The 21,079-nt window shown below is 32.1% G+C and carries 6 protein-coding genes; 1 reads left to right on the forward strand and 5 read right to left on the reverse strand.

All coding sequences use genetic code 11. From position 1 onward, the window contains the following. Positions 1-82: 82 nt before the first annotated feature. The 5 genes from ACYPV9_RS10690 to ACYPV9_RS10710 form a co-directional block, all read right to left on the reverse strand. The gene (locus ACYPV9_RS10690; protein ID WP_459743593.1) at positions 83-1,795 is read right to left on the reverse strand and encodes a glycoside hydrolase family 16 protein; all 1,713 of its coding nucleotides are present in this window, start codon (positions 1,793-1,795) and stop codon (positions 83-85) included. A 30-nt stretch (positions 1,796-1,825) separates the two neighbouring features. Beyond that, complete coding sequence (locus ACYPV9_RS10695) at positions 1,826-3,817, reverse strand: carbohydrate binding domain-containing protein (RefSeq protein WP_459743595.1); 1,992 nt, start codon at positions 3,815-3,817, stop codon at positions 1,826-1,828. Positions 3,818-3,827: 10 nt separating this feature from the next. Further along, the gene (locus ACYPV9_RS10700; RefSeq protein ID WP_459743597.1) at positions 3,828-5,318 is read right to left on the reverse strand and encodes a RagB/SusD family nutrient uptake outer membrane protein; all 1,491 of its coding nucleotides are present in this window, start codon (positions 5,316-5,318) and stop codon (positions 3,828-3,830) included. Positions 5,319-5,328: 10 nt separating this feature from the next. Further along, positions 5,329-8,403, reverse strand: coding sequence for a SusC/RagA family TonB-linked outer membrane protein (locus ACYPV9_RS10705; RefSeq protein ID WP_459743599.1), 3,075 nt, complete (start codon positions 8,401-8,403; stop codon positions 5,329-5,331). A gap of 208 nt (positions 8,404-8,611) precedes the next feature. Then, positions 8,612-11,419 (reverse strand): helix-turn-helix and ligand-binding sensor domain-containing protein, encoded by a 2,808-nt coding sequence (locus ACYPV9_RS10710; protein WP_459743601.1) that lies wholly within the window; start codon positions 11,417-11,419, stop codon positions 8,612-8,614. A 292-nt stretch (positions 11,420-11,711) separates the two neighbouring features. On the opposite strand from ACYPV9_RS10710, the gene ACYPV9_RS10715 reads away from it, so the two are divergent. Further along, the gene (locus ACYPV9_RS10715; protein WP_459743603.1) at positions 11,712-21,068 is read left to right on the forward strand and encodes a LamG-like jellyroll fold domain-containing protein; all 9,357 of its coding nucleotides are present in this window, start codon (positions 11,712-11,714) and stop codon (positions 21,066-21,068) included. Positions 21,069-21,079: the final 11 nt, after the last annotated feature.

The following is a 21,079-nucleotide window of genomic DNA, read 5'->3' on the forward strand; positions in this document are numbered from 1 at the left end:
CTCTAATTCTTAAGAATGTACAATTCTATGACCTAAATACCTTAATTTTATTTAATACAACTACTTACAAAAGAGTTGTTTATTATTGAAATACTTTAATATAATCTACCTCCATTACATCTTCTATAAAAGCTGGATCTACATCACCACCAAGTGTTCCTCCCATAGCTACATTCATAATAAAAAAGAAGTCTGAATTAAAAGGCAAAGAAGTATCATTTGCAAGTGTATGGTAAGCAACATTGTCTATAGAAAATTTAATCTCAGTTTCAGACCAATCTATCGAATACACATGAAATTCTGTTGTAGATGTTGGCAAATTAGTAGACATTGATGGTCCGCCTCCACCAAAATTACCAGGATAATGTATGGTGCTTAAAACTGTATTTTTATCACTCCCTTTTTGCTCCATAATATCCATTTCTCCTGCATTTGGCCAACCAACCGAATTAAAATTGGCTCCTAACATCCATATTGCAGGCCATGTACCTTGCGATGCTGGCAATTTGGCTCTAATTTCAAATCTACCGTAAGTAAATTCTTGTAACCCTTCCGATTTTAATCTAGCAGAAGTGTAACCCGCACCATTTTTCTTTGCTTTAATTTTTAAACTTCCGTTTTCTACAATTACATTTTCTGCATTATTCGTATACGTTTGAAGCTCGTTATTTCCCCAGCCACCTGCACCTAGATCGTAAGTCCAGTTTGCTGCATTTGGCGCTCCATCAGTATTAAAATCATCTTCCCAAACTAAATTTGTAAAAGCAGAAGTTGTTGCAGAACCTGGTTTTACTGTTGTAAATTTAAAATACCATGCTAAATTAGGATCTACACCATCTAAAGTTCTAACATACATTTCTGTTTCTGAAATTTCTAAAATTTCGAAACTTGTAGAACTAACATAATATGCCATAAAACCACCGTTAGAAAAATTCATTTGAGTTCCTCTTGGCTGAAAAGCAGGATCTGCTACTTTAGACCAATCTTCAGATGAAGGTGCTAATGAGACATTACTATCAAAGGAAGTATCAAAAGTAAAACATTCGTCGCCGTTTGCACCAGAACCACCAACTACTGTTTGGTGCGCTGCATTTCCGTTGAAAAAAGTTTCTCCTTTGTTATCTAAAGCATACGTCATCGAGCCGTCTTCATTAATAGTAAATGTTAATTCATCATCTGCATAACAATCATTTGTTGTACCTGCTGCGGCTGCAAAAAATGCTGGATAATAATACTGACTTGGTCCTCCGTTAATTTGAATATCAAACGCTAAAGAAGGTCCAACACCTAAAGCACCATCAACAGTATTGTCGATGTACCAAGTTTTAGAAACCGGTGTAGTAACTTCTAAAATATCGTTACCAGCAGCATCTTTAGTCAAAGGTGCACTAGATAAAAAAGATCTAGCTTGAATATCATCAAAAGCACTAAAAACCTCTAAAAGCACTGTAGAAGATGATGAAACACCACCTTTACCAGATGCAATAATTGTTACATTATATGTGTTTACCCCTGTTTTAGTAAATCTGTGTTCTACTTCTCCGCTAGAAGAAGCCACTTTATCAGAACCATCACCAAAATTATAAATATAACTTACTGCATTGTTTGCAGTGGCTTTAAATTTTACAATTCCAGATCCATCACCATAAACGTTCACATCATCTTTCCCTATAATTTCATTTTGAATATTAATATTACTAGGAACTGCTATTTGACCAAATTCTTGATCTTCTTCTTGACAACTAAATAGTGTTATTGTCAATGAAAATAATAGTATATATTTTAATGTTTTCATTTTTATATTTTTATAAAGTTATCTTTTATATTAGTTGCTAGATAATGAAACATTATCAATATTAACTTGACCTACAGCTGCACCTAAATCGAAAATTACTCTGGCATCTGTTGCACCAAAATCTGTTGCAGTTAAGGTTACACTATACGCTGTTACTTCTGTTGTTATATTTACAGTTTCTGCTGTATTAGACCAAGGCGCTGCGCTTAAACCAATTCCTGCAATTATTGGTCTATTTACATCAGACCAAGCATCAAAAGTTAATGTGTACGTGTTGCCTTGAACTATTTCTACCTTCTGACTCAAGTTTACATCATAAGGATTTCCTGCAGCTGTTACATTTACAGAATAATATGTATTACCATTATCTGTAACTACTGGTGCAGAAGAGTTATCATCTACGCCTATTAACCAAGAATCGCTTCCGTTTTCAAAATCTGAATTATTTAACACATTTCCTTTTCCTATGATTAACGATACGTTATCAATATTTACTAAACCAACTGCTGCACCAATATCGAAAATTACTCTCGCATCTATTGCCCCAAATTCTGTAGCCATAAGTGTTATTGAATATGAAGATCTTGTTGGAGTAATGTTAACTGTTTCTGTAGTATTAGACCAAGGTGAAGCACTTAAACCAATACCTGCAATAATTGGTCTATTTACGTCTGACCAAGCATCAAAAGTTAATGTGTAAGTATTGCCTTGAATAATTTCTACTTTCTGACTTAGGTTTACATCATAAGGATTTCCTGCAGCTGTTACATTTACAGAATAATAAGTACTGCCATTATCTGTTACTACTGGTGCAGAAGAATTATCATCAACACCAATTAACCAAGCTTCACTTCCATTTTCAAAATCTCCGTTTGTTAATAAACCATCGTTAAAAGTAGTTGAAGCATCTGGCTCTTTATAGAAATAAAAATTATCTATATAAACTACATTAGAAATGCCATCAGAATCAATTAAAATTTGAGTAATCTTATTCTTGTTTGCTAGATCACCATCGTCAAAACCTGTAATATCTAAATCTATACTTTGCCAAGATCCACCAACGGTTGTGCCTAAAGATTCTACATCTTCACCACCATCTACAGTGTTAACTATTTTAACTAACAACTCATTGGTAGCATCATTAGGCACCCAATAATCTATGTGTAATTTTTCCATAGAAGATACATCGATTCCGCTATCGTAATTGGTAACCATACCAACAAAATCTAAATTTGTTAATTTCCAAACATTATTATTATCTATTGTTACTGCTTCGAAACCAGAAGAAGACCAAGTTGTAGGTAATTCGTTTAATGTAACATCTGCATAAGCATCACTAAAAATCGAAATAACGTCTTCTGCTTTTCTGTTCTTCGGATTTGGTGCCGCTTCTAATGGTGCTAAAATTTCTGTAACTGTAAATTCTTCTATATATTCTAAAGTTGCTATTGCAGCTCCTTTTGCCACAATTTTTATAGAATAATCTCCTGCATCTTTATATTGATATGAAATAGTTTCTCCGATATTACCAGAAACTGGTTCGGTTGCATTTACTTCACCTGAATAAAAATCGAACATGGATGCAAAATCTGCATTTACAGTAATATTTACTTGTTTAGATATTGCTACATCATTTTCTAAAACTACAACTATATTTTGAGGTGCTTTAAATGAAACTACCAATTGTTGTATAGCTTCAGTTTTATCTCCGTTTAAATTATAAGCAACAATTTTTACATCGTGCGTACCTTCTGTATACACATTAGATGCACTTTCGCCTTGTTCTAAATTAACCGGCGTAGTAGTATCTGCATCAAAATAAACATCGTAATAAGTTGCTCCTTCTGCATTTGGCGTAATTGTAACTTCGCCAGTATTATCTTGCTTTATATTATAACTAGCTGTAACATTTGTTGGTGCCGATATATTATCTGCAAAAGAAAGGTCGTTTAAATTATCTTTACACGCTGCAAACAAGAACAATACGATAAAGAATCTATATATATTATTTATTTTTTTCATCTTTTAACTATTAATTATATCCTTGATTTTGAGACCAACGATTACCTGTTAATTGAATTTCTATTGCCGGAATTGGAAACAGCTCATTTTTATCTGTTTGAAAACCAGAAATATTCGCTGCTGCTTCTCCCGTTCTTACTAAATCGAAAAATCGATGCCCTTCACCAGCTAATTCTAATCTTCTTTCATTAAAGATAATAGCTGTTAAATTTGCTCCGGTTTCTGAGATATTATGTAACATGTCTCCAAAAGCACGTTGCCTTACTAAATTTAAATATTCTAATGCCTTAGCATCATTTGCCGTAGGTTTTCTATTATGAGCCTCTGCAGCCATTAACAAAACATCTGCAAAACGAATTGCTCTGTAATTATTAGGATTTGTTAAATTTCTATCAGCTTGTGCATCTGTACCTCTTTTTCTTGGTAAGTATTTTTTATTAAAATAACCAGTATGCTCAAAACCTGTATTAAATTCGGCTCCTGTTTGAGCTGCCCAAGCATTGATATCTAAAATTGTTAGATCTTTTCGCATATCACCGTCTTCAAAAGCATCTACCAAATCTTGTACAGGCACGTTAAAACTAAATCCAGAAGTAAACTCTGGTCCTTCATAACCTCTTACACCGTTAAATCCAACAGCAACATTACCTTCACTACACTGTAAACATCCAAAACCCGCACCTTGTGTTTCTGTATATTGCACTTCAAACACAGATTCTACACTATTTTCATTATCATTTTCAAACAAATCCATAAACGTAGCTGCATCCGTAACTAAACTGTGTGGTCCATTTAAAATTAAATTATCTAAAACGTTGGCAGCTTCTGTAAATTTATTCTGATATAAATATGCTTTACCTAACAAAGCTTCTGCTGCTCCTTTAGTAACTCGTCCTGTTTCTGACTGAACATATGGCAAATTGTTTGCCGCAAATATTAAATCTTGTTCTATTTGCAAATAAACCTCTGCTTTAGGCGTTCTATCTACATTAAATTGATCTCCAAAAAGAATTCTTTGATCTACAACCAAAGGCACATCACCAAACCATTTTACCAACTCGAAATAATAATAAGCTCTTAAAAATCTTGCTTGTGCAATCACTTCTTCTTTACCAGAAAAATCTATTTTATCTTTAAACTCTAAGATATAATTCGCTCTGTTAACACCTGCAAACATCCAACTCCAGATATCTCTTAATTGCTGATTTTCTGATGTATGAATCATGTCATCAATTTCTTGAATAGCAACAACATCTGTTGCACTTTCTCCGCCTGCTAATGTATTATCTGATGCAATTTCACCTAACAGAACGTTTAAATACGAAGATTGTAACATATCATAAGCACCAATTAAAGCGTTTTGATAATCTTCTTCTGTATTAAAATAATCTTCAGAGTTTTCTGCTGTCGATTCTACATCAACAAAATCATCACTACAACTTGTAATTAAAATTGAAGAGAATAAAAAGAAAGCTATATATTTTATATGTAATTTTTTCATGGTCTATTTTTTAAAAATTAACATTTAATCCTACTAAAAAAGTCTTTGGAGTTGGATAAAATCCTTGATCAATTCCGCCACCAATTGGTGCTCCGTTAGAAGTTGTTGGGTCGTAACCTCTATATTTAGTTAACGTAACTAAATTATTTGCAGATACATAAAAACGGAACTTACTTAAACCTACTTGTTCTAATATTTTTTGGTCTAAAGAATACCCCAATTGTATATTTTGCAACCTTACAAAAGAACCATCTTCTACAAAAAAGTCAGAAAAAAGTGCGTTACTATTTGCCCCTGTTGTAACTCTCGGAAAAGTATTTGATGTTCCGGCACCTGTCCATCTATCTAAATAATATCTTGGTCTGTTTGTTAATGGTAAATTTCTTTCGAAGTTTCTTACAATTTCATTTCCAAGAGATGCAAAAGCATACATGTTAAAATCGAAATTTTTATAGTCAAAAGAAAAATTTAAACCCATTGTTATATCAGCAATAGGATCTCCGATGTATGTTTTATCTTCATTTGTAATTTCTCCATCGTTATTAATGTCTCTAAATCTTAAATCTCCAGGATTCGCATTTGTCTGTGTTGCATGTGCATCAACTTCTGCTTGAGTTTGAAAAATTCCATCTGTTTGATATCCGTAGAAATAACCGATTGGCATACCTGCTTCCATTCTAGAAGGTGGATCTTGACCTACACCAAATGAACCGCCAAATAAAACACCGCTTTCATTACCAACAAATAAAACTTCGTTTTCTAAAGTTGTGAAATTATACTTAATTCCGAAGTTAAAATCTTCTGAAACCGTTTCTTTGTAACCAATTGAGAACTCGAAACCTTTATTCTCTACAGTACCTGCATTTACAATAGGACTTCCAGAACCTGGTGCAGAAGCACCTAAGATTCCTGAAACTTCTGGATTTAACAATAAATCTTCAGTTCTCTTATTAAAGTAATCTGCAGTAATATTTATTTTATTAAAAAGCTCTAAATCTACACCAATATCTAAAGGAATTTGTTTTTCCCATTTAATTTCTGGATTCGATATTGCGCCAAGAGCAGTTCCGAATTGCAATTGATTATTAAAAACATATTCTCCTTCACCTGATAAGGTAGAAACAAAACCAAAACTCGAAATTCTATCGTTACCAATTACACCGTAACTTGCTCTTAATTTTAAAAAACTTAAAACATCGTTATCTTCTAAAAACTTTTCTTTAGAAGCTACCCAACCAACTGATGCAGTAGGAAAATATCCAAATTTATTTTTTGGTCCGAAGTTTGAAGATCCATCTCTTCTAATTACTGCAGACATTAAATACTTACCATCATAATTGTATTGCAATCTTGCAAAATAAGATAACAACCTACTGTCAAAAAAACGTCTTGGTTGATTGCTAAGTGCTAAATTATCTTGAGATGTATCTGCCCCTGAAACACTAACACTCTCTAATGTATTACCATTAGCTCCGAAACCTAATAAATTAGACTTATTAATTCCTTGAGATCTAAAAACCGAAGTACCTAATAAGACTTTAACATCATGAACATCATTAAAAGTTTTCTCATATTTTAATAAAGCATCAAAAGTATAATCTTTATAAGTCTGTTCACTTTCAAAAACAGATGAAGTATTATTTGCATCCGTTAAATCTGCAAGAGCACTTACAGTATTAAACACCTTACCAGAACCATAATAAACTTCTGGACTATAACTTTTTGTTTTTACTGATGCATGGTTAAATTGAATTCTAGATTCTGCAGAAAAGCCGTCTAAAAAAGAATAATTTAAACCATAGCTACCAGCAAATTTATTTACCCATGTTCTATTGTAAGCGTTTTCTGTTTGCGCAAGAGGATTTACAACTTCGATACCAACACCTGTGTTTGGCGCAAAAGAATAATCACCATTAGCATCTCTAATTGCAATATTAGAAGGCATGTTTAAGGCATTAAATAAAACAGAACCTAAAGCATTTTCTGGCAAACCTCTTCTATTGGTATTCGTATAAATTGAAGAAGATGTAAATTTTAAATTTTCTAAAATATCTGTACTAAAATTAAATTTAGCTGTAGTTCTATTAAAATTCGCTTTAGAACCACCTACAATACCATCTTGATCTAAATGTGATGCACCAAAGGAATACGTAGATTTATCGGTACCTTTGGTAGCATTAAAATCTATACTAGAAATTGCAGCGTCTTTAAAAACTTCGTCTTGCCAATTTGTACCTACACCCAAATTAGAAATATTGTTAAAAGGCAAACTCTCTGCATTTGCAGCAAAAGCTTCGTTTGCTAAAAGAGCATATTCTGTAGCGTTTAATAAGCTGATGCTTCTAGTAGTTCTTTGAAAACCTGCATAAGCGTTTAAATTGTATTTAAACTCTGTATTTTTTCTACCAGATTTTGTTGTAATAATAATAACTCCGTTTGCACCACGTACACCGTAAATACCAGCCGAAGCATCTTTTAAAACATTCATAGATTCGATGTCTGATGGATTTATAACACTTAAATCTTCTATAACATTACCATCTACCAATATTAAAGGGTTGTTATTTCCGTTTGTAGAAATACCTCTAATTCTAATATTTAAAGCTGCACCTGGTGCACCAGAAGAAGATGTAATGTTTACACCTGCAACTTGACCTTGTAAAGCTTGTTCTATTCTTGTTGGTTTTAAATTCTGAATTTCTTCACTCGAAACAACGGCAACTGCACCTGTAATTTCCTTTTTCTTCTGAGCACCATAACCTACTACAACAATTTCATCTAAAGATTCTGATTCTACTGTTAAAAAAACATTTAAATTGATAGTAGAAACTGTAACCTCAACCTCTTTTTCTGCATAACCTAGATATCTAAAAACTAAAATTGCTCCTTTCTCTAAACTGTTTAAAGAGTAATTTCCTTCGAAATCTGTATTTGTTCCTTTAGCTGTACCTTTTAATATGATGCTAACTCCTGGTAGCGGATCTCCATTAGCAGCATCTTTAACAACACCTTTTATATTTATAGTTTGTGCAGTTGCACAAAAACCTATAAATAATAGAAGTAAAAATGTGATTTGTTTTCTCATAAATAAAGAGTTTTATTTTTTTGATAAATTTAACACTGTTTAATTGCTAAATCGATAAAAAACACCTCAACAAAAAACATACATAGCAATTTTTAACACAAAACACTTTGTGACCCCTTATTTTATGTAGAAACGCAGACCTTAGTAAATCCGAAGAAATTATTAATGTTGTGGTATTGTATAGTATAAAATATACTTTGATGTGGTCTTAAATGTTCAAAATATAATTTGTTAAGTTCATATCGTGCTCTAAATTCATCTTTTTTCTTAATCGATATCTTTTAACCTCTACACTTCTAGGGGAAATATTTAACAAAGGAGCAATCTCTTTAGAAGATAAATTTAACCGAAGATATGCGCACAACCTCAAATCATTAGGTGTTAAATTATCGTGCTTCTCTTTCATTTTATCTAAGAAATTTTGATCTGCATTATTAAATGCTTCTTGAAACATTTTCCAATCGTCTGTATTGTTTAAATTATTATCAATAATTTTAACTACCTTTTTAATGTTTTGTTCATCACCTTTAAGAAGTTCAGTTTTTAAATTACTTAAAAACTCATTCTTCTTTATAATACTCATTGTAGATGTTGCCAATTCTCTATTTTTACTAGCAATATCGTTTCTTAACTTTTCATTATTAAGTTTGATAATTTTTTGAGAACTTTCTAACTCTTTTAACTCTATCTCTCTTTGAGCTTTCATTAATAGTTTTTGCTGCTTATCATTGTAATATTTCTTTGATAACATATACCATATCAACACTAAAAGAATAAAAATTAGAACATACACTAAAATTGCAAACTCAGACAAATACCATGGTTTTGCTATATTAAAATTAAAACTAGCAATGTTACTACTAATTTTACCAGACATTAAAGCTCTAACTTTAAAAGTATAATTACCATGAGGTAAGTTTTCAAAAAGTGTAGTATTAGACTCAGAATAATCGCTCCATTTGCTATTGTAACCTTCTAATTTATGCTGATATGTTATATTAGCAGAACTTACAAAACTTGGTACACTATAAGAAAACTCTACACTATTCTCTTTGGTTTTAAATATTACTTCTTTAGTTAATTTTATATGCTTAATAGGCTTATCAGTCTCATAATTAATTACTTTAGTTATACTTATATTGAAACTTTTTGGCACCTCAATTTTACTCAAATCCACTATTAAATACCCGTTTATTGTTCCAACCAAATATTTATCATTTTCTAAGTGAATAATATTCTCGAAACCAGAAGCCCCCTTTAGTAGATTATTTTTTATAGGAATAATATTTAAATTAGGTTTGTTGCTTAAAGCTCCGGGACTTAAATATCTTAGCCCTTCATTTGTAAACGCCCACAACTTATTGGTTCGTTTATCTGTAATCAACTTTGCAGATACAAAGTTTTTCTTAGGTAATAAATTACTGTAAACTGAATCAATTTTAAAAATGTCTTCTAAAGAATTGTACTTAAAAACACCTTCTTTAGATGCATAAAGTACATCATTATTATATTTAATTAAACTAGAATGCAGTCCTTTATTTACCGACATTTCTTTTTCTACTTGTTCAACATTTTTTAAATCTGAATCAATCTTTAATTTAAAAACGCCTTTATACTCATGATTCACAAAAATTTTGGAATTGTCTAAAATTAAAAAATAACGACTCGAATTATCAAAACCATTGATCTTATTTCTTAAAACCCAATTATTATTATTTTTTTGTAATACATACAAACCATCATAACTTCCTTGAATAATTAAATTACCGCTAATTGCCTTAAAATCCCAACTTCCTTGAGAATCAAAAATTAAGTTTGCTTTTTTATCGTTTATAATAAAAGTACCAGAATCATGACCACAAAACAAAGTTCCGTTGATAGCCTTTAAACTCCATACCTGACCTTGAGTTTTATTCACAAATTTAAAAGGATCTGTTGTGTTGTATTTTTTAACGAACAAACCTTGATTTGTACCTAAATACATGTTTCCCTCAAATAATAAGGTTGTATAAATTGTCCCCAAATATTCTTTCTGATTTGAGAAAGTTTTAAACGGAGAATTAAAGTTAACTAAGTTTATTCCGTTATCTAAACCCAACCATAAGTTTTTCTCAAAATCTTGAAAAATAGAAAGTACAGTGTTGTTACTTAATCCTAAATTCTGATTGAGTTCATATTCAATTTCTCCTAATTTATTGATATATATTAAACCATTAGATATCGTACCTAGAACAAGAGAATCATCAACTAAAATTTCTGCACTGTAAATCGTATTATATTTTAAAACTTCATCTGCATTAATATTCCATATTACAACCTTATTATTTTCAAAAAAATAAAACCCTTTTTTTTGCGTTAAAAAAAGAGGCTTATCGTTTAAATAAAAAATATTTATTAGTTTATTCTTCTTAAATACCGCATCATCAGAAACCAAAAGAGAGGCACCATTTTCAATTTTAAACAAGCCTTTTTCAATATCTTGAAAATAAACGACATTATTTACTTTGGCAATCTTGGTAATAGAGTTGAAACTTTCTATAATTTTAACATTTCTACTATTTAAGTTGTATAAATAAATTCTTTGTAAAGATTTAAATAACACCCAACCGTCTAACTCTATAATTTCCCATATTTGCTCATCTTCTAACATCTTAACTTTTTCGATATTAACGAGAGAAGAATATTTTAGCAATCCAAATTCATCTTTTTCCCAATAACCAAAATCCATAAAAAAACCGGTGTAAATTCTATTAGAAATACATTTTACAGAACGCATTATAGTTTCATTTGGCGTAACATAAAGTTGCCAATCTTCTCCATTAAACTCTAACAAACCTTTATTATTAGCTACATATATATATTTGTTTTCAGATTGAGAAATAGACCAATTTTGGTTTTCCCCACCATATTGTTCAGTCGTATAAACATCTATTGGAGGCACCTCTTGTGATCTTAACACACCTGCTACAAACAACAAAATGACAACAACAATATTTCTAGAAATATACTTTTCCATAATTAAAATTGTATAGTTTTATTTAGTAATAATAGTCTAAAATTAAGATATTTATATAAATTAGTATAGTTTTTATAATTATATTTTACAAATACTTTTAAAATATACTAAATTGATTATAACAAACTTTATATGCTTATTACAATATTTTACCTTTAAAATTACCTTATATAGCTTTTAAACTAAAAAAAACTCACAAAAACCTAATAATCACCACTTTGTTGTTTTCTTAAAATTTTAACATTATATTTGCATTTAACACTAGTGTTAACAAAAAATAAATATTATCTACATGACGAATGTTTTTCTTAAGATTACTGAATTTGGGGAAGTTCATAATCTAAAAAACAAAAGAAATAACTTTACATTATCTTTTTTAATAATTGTAATTTTTACATTTTGTAATAATTCATTTTCGCAAACTATACCGGGCACAGGAACAGTATCATCTAATTGTGGTAACTGTACACCCACAAATTGGTTAGATACTGGTGGTACACCAGATATTTCTAACAGATTTAATACCGGTGGACAAGGTAGTGCCGGTGGTAATGCAACATGGGTTAATCCTCTACCACTTCCTCCAACAGGAGATTTAACATGGGTATCTATAAGAGACATTGGTGATGGTGTTGGATTAACAGGTACAGAAGAATCTGTAACTGCTACAATGGGAGAGTTAGTTGCAAACAAGATATATATTTTAAAAATTTATACATTAACTGCTTTATCAAATGCAGATGGTACAGATCCAGCAAACTCTTATTATTCCGGAACTTATATGGATCAATTCGACTTTGAAATCGATAATAATGGTAGACAAACTATTTCTTCTATAACTAGAGATAAATGGGGAACTAACAATATCGTTTTTATTGCGCAACCAAATTCAGGCAACATGAGTATCTCTTTTTACCCTAGAACAGATGCAAATGAAGGTCCTTTTCCATATCAAGGATTAGAAAGCTTACAAATTGCAATAGAATTGAATGCTATCGAAGAACTAGATACAGATAAAGATGGTATACCAGATGTTGTTGATATTGATGATGATAATGATGGTATAATAGACACTATAGAATTAACAGTAGGCGCAACTACTTATGATCCTTTAGGTGATGAAGATGGTGATAAACTACCAAACTATCTAGACACTAGAGATGACGGTACTGGTGATGGCTCTAATACAAGTTATGCAGATTCAAATTCAGATGGTGTTCCTGATATTTTTGATTTTGATAATGACGGAATTCCTAATCACTTAGATTTAGATACCGATAATGACGGAATTCCAGATAACATTGAGGCTCAAACTACAAATGGATATATTGCCCCAAGTGGATCAGTAGGAAACGGATTTACCGACATCGATAATGATGGACTAGATGACAAATATGATCCGGTAGTTGCCGGCGGAACAGCAGGTATTGCAATTATACCTGTGAATTCTGAAAGTGACGGAGAACCTGATTATAAAGACTTAGATTCTGATAATGATACTGTTTCTGACACAGTAGAAGCTAATTTAATTTTAAGTGGCAACGTTGGTGAAAATGGTTTAGATAATATTTATGATAACGAAGATAATTATTCCGATGTAAATGGAGCTTTCGACAATACTCAAGTAGACAACTTTCCAGATCAAGACAATAATGCTAATTTAGGGTTGCCAAATGACGTAAACTGGAGAGATGTATCTGTTGCTGGTTTTATTGATACAGATGGTGACGGTATTGCGAATTCTGTAGATATAGATAATGATAATGATGGTATTATAGACACTTTAGAAGGTTATGAAAGCCAATGTGCAAAATACCAAAATGGTACTATAGAATCTGAAGTTAGTATTGTAAATTCTAATAACATAATTGGCGAACCGAACGGTAATTTCGGACAAGTTTATGATGCAGCTAGTACTTTTGACTTTGATTTTGGACAAACATATCCTGCAGGAACCCAATATCAAATAACCTGGAGAAGAAGAAACAATATTACTACCGGTACTGCATATATAGATTTAAGCGAATCTTCTAACAACACCACTTATGTTTTACATCCAATACGACCGCAAAGCACTAACAATGTTACTTTTCAAAATACAATTGTTACTTCAAACGTAAGTTTTAGATACTTAAGATTTGCCAAAGGAACTTTAAATACTGTAGATTATGAAGTCGATGCAATCGGAATTATACAGAATACAAATTGCTCTTTAGATAGTGACAATGATGGTGTACCTAATTACTTAGATTTAGATTCAGATAACGATGGTATTCCAGATAATATTGAAGCTCAAGCAACAAATACATACATAGCTCCTAGTGGTGCACCAAACGCTGGCTTTACAGACGCAAATAACAATGGTTTAGATGATAATTATGAAACAGCACAAGGCGGTACAGATATTAATCCTATAAATACAGATAGTGCAAATGATAGTATTCCAGACTATATAGATTTAGATTCTGACAATGACGGAACATCTGATAGAGCTGAAGCAAATTTAGTTTTACATGGTACTTTTGGTTTAAATGGGCTAGACTCAAACTACGAAACATCTGATAATTATAATGATGTTAATGGAAGTTTCGACAACACTCCTTTCAATGATTTTCCAGACAATCCAACAGGAGGCGAAATTGATTGGAGAGACTCTACTAGTTCTTTTATTGATACTGATGGTGACGGAATTCCGGATAGTGTAGATTTAGATGATGATAATGATGGAATTTTAGATACTGTAGAAGGCTGTAGTAGTTCAAGTCCTGCAATAGAAAACCTATCCTTTACAACCGTTTCTGGTTCTGGTTTTAGTTATAATGGTAATAATTTAAACTTCACCAACGGTACTGCTGGTTATGTAAATAGTACACATTCTCCTAATTTCTCTACTTATGGGGCTAATGGTAATTTTGAAATGAAATTTACCGTAAACGGAACCTATACAAATTCTACTAACAGAAGAGTTGTTATTGGAATTAATGAAGCAGGAACAGAATCTACAAACAGTTGGCAAGATGTAGATTATAGTTTTTACATTACTGGTAGCGGCCAAACACTACAAATTTATGAAAACGGAACTTACATTGGTAATTATGGTAGCGGGGCAAATGGCAATACACTAAGTATTAGAAAAACAGGTTCGTCTGTTAGCTATTTAGTTAACGGAGTTGTAGTCTACACAAGTTCACAAACAGCAAGAGGAAACGATTATTATATAGATAATTCTTTTTTTGGACAAACTTCTAATTTCGATTTAAACAATTTTCAAATTGAATTTACAAATCCTGCTGACGATTTTGACGGAGACGGAATTTTAAACTGTTTAGATTTAGACTCTGATAACGACGGAATTCCTGATAATATTGAAGCTCAAAGCACTTTAGGTTACACAGCACCAGACGGTATTTATGATGCCAATGGTGTAGATACCGCATATACTGGTGGTTTAACTCCAGAAGATACAGATACAGATGGCGCTTTTGATTATTTAGATACAGATTCAGATAACGATGGCAAATTAGATAACTTTGAAGCTGGCTTAACGCTTACGGGTGTATATGGAATTAACGGTTTAGATAATGCGTATGATAATGGTGATAATTATAATGATGTAAATGGTTCTTTTGACAATTCACAAAGCAATAATTTTCCTGATGAAGATTCTGATGTTTTTAATAATGGTGATGTAGATTATCGAGATGATACATTTACAAACGATTATGATAAAGATGGTATTAGCGATGAATTAGACTTAGATGATGATAATGATGGTATCGTAGATGCTATAGAATTAGGACCAGGAAGCTGTTTAGTTTCAAATCCTACCAGCGGATCACTAAATTGGAATAATGAATTCACAAATGGAGATACTAACATCAATACAGGTGATGATCCTTTAGATACATCAGTAAATCTATCTAATAATAACGTAAACATGTTATTATCTAGAACTTCTAACGTACTTAGTGAAAGTGAATTTAGGATAAACAATGCAACAACAACAAATAGTTCTTACAATTTAAATCAAGGAGCTTCTTTTTCTGCTTTTTCTAGACACACCATTAATTTTGATACTCCTGTATACGGAATAAACTTCACAATATACGATGTAAATATTGACGTAAATACAATCGCAATAGATAGGGTTAAAATTATTATAACAAAACAAGACGGAACAAATTACAACCTTACAACAGCAGACTATGTTACCGGTGCCTCTAACTCTTTTACAGGCAATAATACTTTCTTAGGAACAAGCACAACCGCATCTAATGTAACAATCAACTCGATATCAGAATGGATTACACAAGTTCAAATTGTATATGAGAACGCAGGTTCTGGTAGTCTAACTGCCACTCAAAACATTGCAATTGGCAATATCGGTTTTTGTACTCCAATAGATAGCGACGGTGATACTGTGTTTGATTTTAGAGATTTAGATGCAGATAACGACGGAATACCAGATAACATCGAAGCGCAAACTACTTCTGGTTACATTGCACCAACAGGTAGTTATAGTCTTTTTGGTATAGATTTAGCATATGACACAGGTATATCACCTGTGAATACAGACGAAACTGGTGAGCCAGATTACTTAGATTTAGACTCAGATGATGATGGAATAAACGATATTTTAGAATCTGGTTTAACTACTTTACCTAACAATGGTAGTACAACTACCAACCCAGTTGGTAAAAACGGTTTAGACAACACCTTAGATAATGGCGATGACTATGTTGATGTAAACGGTTCTTTTGATAATACACCTACAGATAATTTTACAGACGGTGATGCTGATGTTAATATTGGAGGAGATTTAGATTATAGAGATGACATTATTGGCGTAGATACAGATAGAGATGGAATTACAAATGATATTGATATTGATGATGATAATGATGGTATTCCTGATATTATAGAAAATCAAGCAGACACATCAATTTCACCAACTTTTGCTACAAACCCAGATGCGTATTGGCCATTAGATAATAATTCTGATGATGTTTCTGGTAATGGCAATAACGAAAGACCAGAAACAAATCAACCAGATTATTCTACAGATGCTATTCAGGGAACTCATTCGGCCGAATTTAACGGTAGTAATGATGTGTTAAGATACAGTCAAAATAACGGCTTTATGGAAGGTACTTATACACACATAAGTTTTTCTGCATGGATAAAACCAGATGACGTTTCAGGACAAAGAGTTATTTACGAAGAAGGAGGAGGAACAAATGGTGTTACATTATGGATTAATAATGGTGTAATCACATTATCAACTCGAAGCGGTGGTGCAACTAGCCAAAGAAATTTAGAACACCCTGTTTCTATTTCTGTAGATAATGCATGGCACCATGTTGCAGCTACATTTGTTAATGGTGTATTAACTTTATATGTAGATGGTAACCCTGTAAGCTTAGATATTTCTGCAGATTACACAACAATACCTGGTCACGGAAGTGATGGCGGTCTTGGTGGACCTATTGATGGAGGTACAAGCGCTGGGGCTAATGGTTTTTACTCTGGTTTAATTGATGCTGCCAGATATAGTAATACTCCTGCCAGTGTTTTTTCTGCAGAAGATATTGCAACAGAAGTTGCTTTAGGAAGTGATACAGACAACGACGGCATAATAAATAGTTTAGATATTGATGCAGATAATGACGGTATTCCAGATAATATAGAAGCACAACCAACAGTAGGGTATATTTCTCCAAGCGGATTAGATACTGATAACGATGGACTAGATGATGCTTACGATCCTGATTGTGCGTTAGCTAGTGATTGTGCAGGCATTATTGGTATAGATTTAACAACTCAAGAAAATACAGATGTATCACTTACAAATTCAGATACAATTCCAGATTATCTAGATACCGATTCTGATGGCGATGGTTTATTAGATATTGAAGAAAATGGGTTTACAGATAATGCTGTAAGCGGAACAGATTCTGACAACGATGGACTAGATGATAATTTTGAAGGTGCAAATACAAATGACAGATATGATGTTAATGATGAAATTAACACGCCATCGCAAGACCTACCTGATGAAGACTCTGATGTAAGTGTAGATGATGTAGATTATCGTGATGAAGATTCTGATCCTGTTTCACCTGATTTTACAGGAAATACATTGTGGTTAAGAGCAGATAAAGATGTAACCGGAGGTAGTACAGTTACTAGATGGGAAGACCAAACAGCAAGTTTAGATTTTGATGCTACTGCCGGTCAAGAACCAGACGCTAGTATAATTGCTAATAATTTAAACTTTAATCCAACAGTAACGTTTAATCAAGCTAACGGAGATGGTTTAGCTTATAATGGATTATTAAACCCAAGAACAATGTACATTGTCTATAACGACACATCTAACACTGACTGGGCCACTCCATTTACTCATAATGACGGTGCAGGTTTAGGACACGGAAACGGTAATACATCAAACGGTACCGATTTTGTTTTCGATTCTAATTTTAATCCAATAGAAGTAAGAGGCGGTGTCCAATATGTGAATGGTTTAGAAACTCAATTAACTGCACACCCAAGGCCAGATGATTTTGAAATGCATTCTCGAATATTTACTACAAATATTTCTCCAGACTCAGAAGGTTCATATACTTATACTGTGGGTAGAGATCGAAACTTTACCGACAGAGTTATAAATGGTAGTGTAGCAGAAGTTATACTTTATAGTGATGCACATTCAGACGAAAAGAAACAAAGAGTAGAAACTTATTTAGCCATTAAGTATGGATTTACGCTAAGTAATAGTAACAATACTTCTGTAACCGACGGAGATTATGTTTTAACAGATGGTAATACAAAGATTTGGGATTACACTGCTAATAGTACTTTCCATAACGATATTGCCGGTATTGGTAAAGACGATGCAATGGCTTTAGAGCAAAAACAATCTAAATCGGTAAATTCAGATGCGTTGATTACTATTGGTTTAAATACCATTGCTTCCACAAACTTAGCAAATTCAGGTAGTTTTTCTAAAAATAAAGATTTCTTAGTTTGGGGTAATAATAATGGTAACATAAACTCAATTACAGAAACAGAGTTAATTTGTGCGCCAGAAAAAACAATTGGTAGAACCTGGAAAATAGTTGAAACTGGTAATGTTGGTTCAACTCAAATTACAGCAAATAAAGCCATTATAGACGCTGCTTTAACCACACCTAACACTATTAAAGTCTTAAAAGTAGCAGATGACGCAAACTTTACTTCAAATGTTAATTATGTGTTGTTATCAGATACAACTATTAACTCAGAAAATGTATATGCTGCACAATACAATTTTAACGGTATAAAATATTTTACTTACTCAGAAATTAACGGTATTTTCTGGAATGGAGACGCAAATGCTTGGACAGGAGGTAATAGTAGCTTAATTGCTGGCGGACCAAGCACAAATGCTGCAGACCGTGATAAAGTTATGGTTATTGATGCCCAAACATCACTTACGCATGCAGTATTAACAGAAAATGCAAGAGTTGAATGTGTTTGGATAAAAGAAAACTCTAAACTTATGGTATCAGATAACCGATACTTAGAATTTGATGAAGACTTTATTTTAGACGGAGAAATGAAATTGATTGGAGACGGTCAATTGATTCAAACTCATACTGGCTTTTCTAACGTTCAAGGTAATGGTAAATTATATAGAGATCAGCAAGCTGTTGTACCAAGTATATACAGATATCATTATTGGTCATCACCTGTTAGAGAATTAAATCAAGATTCTTTTAGAGTAAGAGAAGTTATGAAAGATGGAAACGAGCCTACTTCTGCTGCATCTACTATTACAGAAATAGATTGGTCTGGAAACGGAAATATTTATGATGGAGCACCTGGAGTTGCAGGCGTTACACCTATAAAAATTGCGCCATATTGGATATATTCTTATTTTAACGGTACTACTCAAGCAGAATATGTACAAAGAAGAGAATCAAGCCCAATAAAAAGAGGGCAAGGTTTTACAATGAAAAGTACAGGACAAAATCCACAAAACTTTACGTTTGTAGGTACACCAAATGATGGTTCTATAACTTTTGATGTTGACCCAGCAACAACAAGTCTATTAGGTAACCCTTATCCTAGTGCTTTAGATGCTACAGATTTTATAAATACAAATATTAACGAAATCGACGGTACAATTTATTTTTGGGAACATACAGGAGAAGATCGTTCTAATCCGGCAAGTTCTGAAGGACATAATTTAACAGGATATCAAGGTGGATATTCTCAAAGAAACATTTCTATGGGAATTGCTGCAAATGGTGTTGGTAGTTTACCTGCATTAGTTTTTGATTGGACAGACGCTATTTTAAGTAGTAACACTATAACCCAAACAGTCTCTGGAATTACTACTACGGTAACAAAATCTTCTGGAAACATTGGTTTATTACCTAATGTATTAGGACTTGGAGGTACTCTAGGTAACATTATTGGAGATGTAGGTTTAACAACTAGTACTTATGATGTGACTTTTGATTTTAACGCGAAAGTAGATTTAAAATCTATCTATTTATTTAATAATGTAATTTTACCTTTAGCAAATCCAACTGTAACGTTAACTCCTAACGGAGGAGAATCGCCTATAACTCAAGAATTATCTGGAATTACAGGTCAAGAAATCACTTTAAATTGGGAAGATGTAACCTCTTTTACCATAACAACAGATAATCCTTATAATTTAATAATAGATGATTTAAAATTTACGAAAGGAAATTTACCAAGTTTAGGTAACGGTATTTATCATGCGCCTAATAGATATATTAGTGTTGGTCAAGGATTCTTCGTATCATCATCTTCTGTTGGTGGAAGAATTAGATTCGAAAACTCTCAAAGAAATTATAGAAATAATAATTATGCATCAGGAGGTACTTTTTTCTTCAAATCTGATCAGAAAAAAACTGCTTTAGACCAAGAAACAAGTCTATTACCTAAATTAAAATTAGGTTTTAACTATAATGTTTCAGAAGAAATCAAATCACACCGACAAATTGGTATTTCATTTAGAAGAAACAATACTTTTGGTTATGACAATGGTTACGATAGTGATATTTACGATTTAAATAGCACAGATTTTTACTGGCATTTTCCAAAACACTCAAATAGAAAACTAATTATTGCTGGTGTACCTACTTTAAAAAAGGATATGGAAATACCATTAAGCGTAGTTATTGGTTCTAACAATAGCTTTACGGTACAAATTGATGAAGTTGAAAATATTACTGGTAAAATTTACTTATTAGACAAACTTACAAATACATCTTATTTACTAAGTGATGCTGCAACAGAATTAAACATACCTGTTGGTACATATTCTGATAGATTCTTTATTACGTTCTCTAATCAAAATTCTTTATCTGTGGATAACGAAGATCTTTTAAGTGAGCACTTAGATCTATTTATGGATAATGAAAACCATGAAATTGTTATTAGAAACAACGACCTATTAAACATAAAAAAGGTTGAAGTTTATAATTTATTAGGACAAAAAATTAAGACCTATTCTAATTTTGATAACATTATAGAAAATAGGCTTAAAATTAGTAAACTTCCAACTGCAATTTATACAGTAAACTTAATTACAGATAAAGGTAAACTTTCTAAAAAAGTACTAATAGAATAATTTTAAAATAC

Source organism: Polaribacter sp. OB-PA-B3, from assembly GCF_054589375.1.

What these genes read in the sequence shown, in the direction of transcription:
- ACYPV9_RS10690 (WP_459743593.1), bottom strand. Translation starts at nt 1,795, where the DNA reads ATGAAAACATTAAAATATATACTATTATTTTCATTGACAATAACACTA.
- ACYPV9_RS10695 (WP_459743595.1), bottom strand. Translation starts at nt 3,817, where the DNA reads ATGAAAAAAATAAATAATATATATAGATTCTTTATCGTATTGTTCTTG.
- ACYPV9_RS10700 (WP_459743597.1), bottom strand. Translation starts at nt 5,318, where the DNA reads ATGAAAAAATTACATATAAAATATATAGCTTTCTTTTTATTCTCTTCA.
- ACYPV9_RS10705 (WP_459743599.1), bottom strand. Translation starts at nt 8,403, where the DNA reads ATGAGAAAACAAATCACATTTTTACTTCTATTATTTATAGGTTTTTGT.
- ACYPV9_RS10710 (WP_459743601.1), bottom strand. Translation starts at nt 11,419, where the DNA reads ATGGAAAAGTATATTTCTAGAAATATTGTTGTTGTCATTTTGTTGTTT.
- ACYPV9_RS10715 (WP_459743603.1), top strand. Translation starts at nt 11,712, where the DNA reads ATGACGAATGTTTTTCTTAAGATTACTGAATTTGGGGAAGTTCATAAT.